Origin of the sequence: Rugosimonospora acidiphila (genome assembly GCF_039543385.1) — a bacterium.
Taxonomy (GTDB): domain Bacteria; phylum Actinomycetota; class Actinomycetes; order Mycobacteriales; family Micromonosporaceae; genus Rugosimonospora; species Rugosimonospora acidiphila.
The window spans coordinates 1-6,234 of record NZ_BAABJQ010000066.1 but is presented as its reverse complement, the minus strand read 5'-3'; the positions used below and the strand labels follow the sequence as shown (position 1 = coordinate 6,234).

Here is a 6,234-nt window from a genome sequence, read left to right as displayed (position 1 = left end):
CCAGGAATTGTGCGTGAACACTATTTCCGCCCTCCAGTCGGGCCGGCAGAAGAAAGAACTTCGCAGGCTGAAATTAGCAGCGCTACAGGCCGTCAGGGACCCCTAGATCGCCCCGGTCGTGCCCGGACCCCCCCGCCGCAGGTTAGGGGTTGGGCCGGCGCCCCCCGCGAGGTCGAATTGGCTGGCAACCCCCGTGGTCGGGCTGCATCCGCTTCACCAACCGGCGGGAGTGAACTGATATGGAAACGGAAACATTGGCTTCCATCGGGGCCGGTAGCGGCGATCCGATTATTGTCGGGCCCGCTGACGCCCGCTATCCAGATCTTGTTCGCGGTGTGAACCAGCGGTGGATCGCCAGCCCGGATTACGTCTGCGTGCCGACGGACACGGCCCAGGTCGTCCAGATCGTCGACCGCGCCGTGCGCGAGGGCAGGCGGATCGCGGTGCGCAGCGGCGGCCACTGCGTGGAGCAGATGGTCGGCGCCCCGGAGGTCGAGGCGCTGATCGACATGTCCGAGATCAATGATATCGACTTCGATCCGGAGCGGGACGCGTTCGTCGTCGGCTCCGGCGCGACCGTGGGGCAGGTCTACCGCACCCTCCACAAGCGGTGGGGGGTGACCGTCCCGGCCGGCTCCTGCCTCACCGTGGGTATGGGCGGGCACATCGCCGGCGGCGGCTACGGCCCGCTGTCCCGGCGCTTCGGCTACGTCTCCGACTATCTGCACGCCGTCGAGGTGGTGGTGGTCGACGCGGACGGCACGGCCCGCGCGGTCGTGGCCACCGCGGCCGACGAACAGACCCGCGACCTCTGGTGGGCTCACACCGGCGGTGGGGGCGGCAACTTCGGCGTGATCACCCGGTACTGGCTGCGCATCCCCGGTGCCACCGGGAGCCCGACCGAGCTGCTGCCCCGGCCGCCCGCCAGGGTGCTGCTGCAGCAGGACGTATGGGTGTGGGACTCGCTCGACGAGGAGAAGTTCACCCGGCTGCTGCGCAACCACAACGAGTGGTACGAGCGCAACAGCGACCCGGACTCGCCGGCCAACGCCCTCTACAGTGGACTGTGGTGCGGCAGCCGGGCGTCAGCATTCGTCGCCATGTGCACCATGGTCGACGCGGACGCGCCGAACGCGTCCGCCATGCTCGCCGACTACGTGTCGGCCGTGTGCGACGGCGTGATGCCGCCCGCCCTGTCCAGCCTCCGCGAGGTGCCCTGGCTGCACGCCACCTCCTGGGGCGGCATCGCCGACAGCGGCGACCACACGCTCAGCTTCAAAATCAAGGCGGCCGACCTGCGGCGCCGGTGCACTGACAAGCAGATCTCACGGATCTACCGGCACCTGACCCGTACCGACTACGACAACCACCGCGCGGGCCTGATGTTCGTCGGCTGCGGCGGCCGGATGAACGCGCTGTCGACCACCGAGACGGCGATCGTGCAACGCGACAGCATCCTCAAGCTGGTCTACTCGACCCACTGGGAGAATCCGGCGGAGACCGACCGCCACCTGGCCTGGCTGCGTGAGTTCTACGCCGACGTGTACGCCGAGACCGGCGGTGTCCCGGTGCCGAACGAGCAGACCAACGGCTCGTACGTCAACAACCCCGACTTCGACGTCTTCGAAGAGCAGTGGAACAAGTCGGGCCTGGCCTGGCACGAGCTCTACTACCAGCACAACTATCCCCGGCTTCAGCGGGTCAAGCAGCACTGGGATCCGCTCGGCATCTTCACCAACCCCTTTGCGGTACGCCCACCCGAGGTGGAAGGGCCGGACCTATGACGATCATGACAACTCCCGTGGTGACGCCGCGGGATGAGACGACCGTAGCCGTACCACTGGTGCTCACCGCCGCCGCGCCCGGCGCCCTGCGGGCCCGCGCCGCCCAACTGATGCGCCACCTGCTCGACCACCCCGCCATCGATCTGAGCGGTTTCGGCCTGGCGCTGGCCGCCGAGCCGGTACGGTCCCACCGGGCGGTGGCGATCGTCACCGACCACGGCGAGGCGCTGCGCGCCCTGGAGGCGATCGCCCTCGGCCGGCCCGACCCCATCACGGTGACCGGCTCCAGCCGGCGCAGCCGCCGCGCCGTCTTCGTCTTCCCCGGCCAGGGCTCGCAGTGGCCCGGCATGGCCACCGACCTGGCCGACCACGACCCGGTGTTCCGGCACGAGCTGCGCCGTTGCGATCGAGCCCTGTCCCTGGTTGCCGACTGGTCCCTGCTGGACGTGCTGTACGGCGTGCCCGGCGCACCCACCCTCGACACCGCCGACATCGTGCAACCGGTGCTGTTCGCCGTGATGGTCGGCCTCGCCGCCACTTGGCGGGCGCGTGGCGTCGAGCCCGCCGCCGTGGTCGGGCACAGCCTCGGCGAGGTCGCCGCCGCCTGCGTCACCGGCGCACTCAGCCACGAGGACGCCATGCGGGTCGCCGCCCTGTGGAGCCGCGCCCAGGCCACGCTCGCCGGCCGCGGCGAGATGGTCTCCGTACCGCTGCCGGCGGACCGCGTCATCGAGCTGATGAACGGCCGCACCGGCCTGGACATCGCCGCCTACAACGCGCCCTCCTGGACGGTGGTGTCCGGCGACGCGGCGTCGGCGCTACGGCTGCTCGACGACCTCAACGCCGACGGGATCCGGGCCCGCCAGATCCCGGTCGGGCTCGCCGCCCACTCGGCCCACATCGAGGAGCTGCGGGATCGGCTGATGGCCGAACTGAGCCCGATCCGGCCGGCGGCCAGCACCGTCCCCTTCGAGTCCACCGTGACCGACGGGCTGGTCGACACCGCCACCCTCGACCACCACTACTGGTACCGCAACCTGCGTAGCACGGTGCGCTTCGATCAGGCCGTCCGCCGGCTGATCGAGCGCGACGCCGGCGTCTTCGTCGAGATGAGCCCGCACCCCGTACTCACCGTCGCCGTGCAGGACACCCTGTCCGCGGCGGAGAGCGACACACCGGTGCTGGCCACGCTGCGCCGGGGCGAGAATGGCGTGCGGGGGTTCCTGCGGGCGCTCGCCGGCGCGTTCACCGCGGGCGTCGAGGTTGACTGGCGGCGCGCCTGCCCCGCCTCGGGCAGGGTGCTGCCTCCGCTGCCCGCCGCGCCGGCCTCCGACACGACGGTGGCCGGGGCCGGCCTGATACCCGCCGCGCACCCCCTGCTCGGCGCCGCCCTCGACCTGGCCGGCGACGGCGGGTGCGTCTACACGGCCTCGCTGCCGGTCACCGGCCACGCGTGGCTGGGCGACCACACCATTCACGGTCGTACCGTGCTGCCGGTCGGCGTCCTGGTCGAGCTGGCCCTGCACATCGGCGCCGAACTCGGCCTCCCGCACATCGCCGAGCTGACCCAGAGCACCCCGATCACCTGCACGGATGACGCGGTGGAGCTCCAGCTGCGGGTCGAGCCGGAGTCCGACGGCAGCCGGCGGATGGCCATCTTCGTCCGCCGCCGCGACGTGACGGCGACCTGGATCCGGCACGCCACCGTGGTGCTCTCCGTCGACCCCGGCGCGGCCGCCGAGCGCGCCGACGCGGCGTGGCCGCCGACCGGCGCCGAGCCGGTCGGTCCTGCCGCCTACCGCGACCGGCTCGCCGAACTCGGCATCGGCCTCGGCGCCGCGCTCAACACCGTGGACGCCGCCTGGCGCCGCGACGGCGAAATGTTCGCCGAGGTGGCCCTGCCCGCCCACGTCGGCAGCGCGGTGGGGTACGGCCTGCACCCGGTGCTCACCGAGACCGCGTTGCAGCCGGTCGCCCTCTTCCCGGCCGCCGCCGAGCAGACCACCGGCTGGCTGCCCGCAACCTGGCGGAACGTCACGCTGCACCTGCCCGGCGCCGCCGCGGCTCGTGCCCAGTTGGTGGCCTCCGGGGCCGACACCGTCACGCTGCGGCTCACCGACGCGAGCGGGCGGCTGGTGCTGACCGCCGGCAGCGTCACCCTGCAACCGGTGAGCGAAGCCGATCTGGACAGCACCATCGAGTGCGGCGGACCCACCACCGGGCTGGTTCAGCGGCTCGCCGCGATGCCCGCCCCCCGCCGCCTCGACCACCTGTGCGACCTCATCGCCGAGCGGGCCGCGACGATGCTGGGGATCGACCCGATCGCGGTGGCCGCCGACCGGACGTTCACCGAGCTGGGCTTCGACTCGCTGTCCGCGCTGGCGCTGCGAAACCTCCTGTCCGAGGCGACCGGGCTGCGACTGCGCACCACCCTCGTGTTCGACTTCCCGACCCCCGCCACTCTCGCCAACCACCTGCACGACGAACTGCTCCGTGACGCATCCGGCGCGGACGATCTGCAGGGCGAGCTGGACCGCCTCGAGCAGGCGCTGTTCGCCGGCGCCAGCGCCGGCACCGAGCGGCTGCGGGGACGCACGCTCAACCGGCTGCGAGACCTGCTGGCCCGGGCGGAACGCTTCGACGGCATGCAACTGGCCCCGGCCGCACCGGCGGTGGCGATCGATTCGGCGAGCGACGACGAGATCTTCGAACTGCTCGACCGCGAACTTGACCTGAACTGACGGGCGTCTTCCCGGCGCGGTACACGCCGGGAACCTGGTACGGAGTTGACACGCATGTCGAACGAGCAGAAGCTGCGCGACTATCTGAAGCTGGCCACGGCGGACCTGCAGCAGGCGAAGCAGAAACTGCGCGACATCGAGGCCCGGGGGGCGGAACCGATCGCCGTTGTCGGCATCGGTTGCCGCTTTCCGGGCGGCATTGTGTCGCCTGAGGGCCTGTGGCGCCTGGTCACCGAGGGCGGTGAGGCGATCGGCGACCTGCCGCAGGGCCGCGGCTGGGACCTCGGCACCCTCTACGACCCGGACCCCGACCGGACCGGCACGTTTTACATGCGCGGCGGTGCGTTCCTGCACGACGCCGACGAGTTCGACGCCGACTTCTTCGGCATCTCGCCGCGCGAGGCGCTGGCGATGGACCCGCAGCAGCGGCTGCTGCTGGAGACCTCGTGGGAGGCGCTCGAGCGCGCCGGGATCGACCCGCGCAGCCTGCGCACCAGCGCGACCGGCGTGTTCGTCGGTGCCATGCAGCAGAGCTACATGCCCAGTTCGCACCGGGTACCCGCCACGGTCGAGGGCCACCTGCTCACCGGAAACATCACCAGCGTCGCCTCCGGACGCATCGCGTACACGCTGGGGCTTGAGGGCCCGGCGGTCAGCGTCGACACCGCCTGCTCGTCGTCGCTGGTGGCGCTGCACCTGGCGATCCAGTCGCTGCGTCGCAACGAGTGCTCCCTCGCACTGGCCGGCGGCGCCACGGTGATGGCCACCCCCGGCATCCTCATCGAGCTGAGCCGTCAGGGCGCGCTCTCCGCCGATGGCCGGTGCCGCGCCTTCGCCGCGGACGCCAACGGCTTCGGCGCGGCCGAGGGCGCGGGCATGCTGGTACTGGAGCGGTTGTCGGACGCGCAGCGGCTGGGTCACCCGGTGCTGGCGGTGGTGCGTGGTTCGGCGGTGAACCAGGACGGTGCGTCGAATGGGCTCACCGCGCCGAATGGTCCGTCGCAGGAGCGGGTGATCCGGGCGGCGTTGGCCAACGCGGGCCTGTCGACTACCGACGTGGATGTGGTGGAGGCGCACGGTACGGGTACGAAGTTGGGTGATCCGATCGAGGCGCAGGCGTTGTTGGCGACGTATGGGCGGGATCGGTCGGGGGATCGGCCGTTGTGGTTGGGTTCGGTGAAGTCGAACATCGGTCACACGCAGGCCGCGGCGGGGGTCGCGGGTGTGATCAAGATGGTGATGGCGATGCGCGCCGAGGTGCTTCCGCGCAGCGTGCACGCCGCGAGCCCCACGCCGCTGATCGACTGGTCCGACTCCACGATGCGGCTGCTCGACTCGGACCGGCCCTGGTCGTCGGACGACCGGCCGCGCCGGGCCGGTGTCTCGTCGTTTGGTATCTCTGGCACGAATGCGCATGTGGTGTTGGAGCAGGCTCCGGTGGTGGAGCCGGCGCCGGTGGACTCGTCGGTTTCGGCGACGCCTGGTGGTGTGGTGCCGTGGGTGGTGTCGGGTCGTTCGCCGGAGGCCCTGGACGTGTCCGTGGGTTCGTTGGTGGATCGGGTGTCGGGTGATGGTGCGGGTTTGGTGGATGTGGGTGCGGTGGGTGCGGGGTTGGTGGGTCGGTCGCGGTTTGAGTATCGGGCGGTGTCGGTGGGTGGTGATGTTCAGGAACTAGTCGATGGTTTGCGTGGGGTGCAGGCGGGTCGGGT

At 71.3% G+C, this 6,234-nt stretch carries 3 protein-coding genes; all 3 read left to right on the top strand.

Translation table 11 applies throughout. From position 1 onward, the window contains the following. The first annotated feature begins 335 nt into the window (after positions 1 to 335). The gene (locus ABEA87_RS41980; RefSeq protein ID WP_345639385.1) at positions 336 to 1,784 is read left to right on the top strand and encodes an FAD-binding oxidoreductase; all 1,449 of its coding nucleotides are present in this window, start codon (positions 336 to 338) and stop codon (positions 1,782 to 1,784) included. Positions 1,785 to 1,789: 5 nt separating this feature from the next. Next, positions 1,790 to 4,525, top strand: coding sequence for an acyltransferase domain-containing protein (locus ABEA87_RS41975; RefSeq protein WP_345639384.1), 2,736 nt, complete (start codon positions 1,790 to 1,792; stop codon positions 4,523 to 4,525). 54 nt (positions 4,526 to 4,579) lie between these two features. Then, the coding region (locus tag ABEA87_RS41970) for a type I polyketide synthase (protein WP_345639383.1) at positions 4,580 to 6,234 on the top strand (1,655 nt) is incomplete at its 3' end.

Bases quoted from the DNA above. Each gene is read 5' to 3' on its own strand.
- ABEA87_RS41975 (WP_345639384.1), top strand. From the start codon at position 1,790: ATGACAACTCCCGTGGTGACGCCGCGGGATGAGACGACCGTAGCCGTA.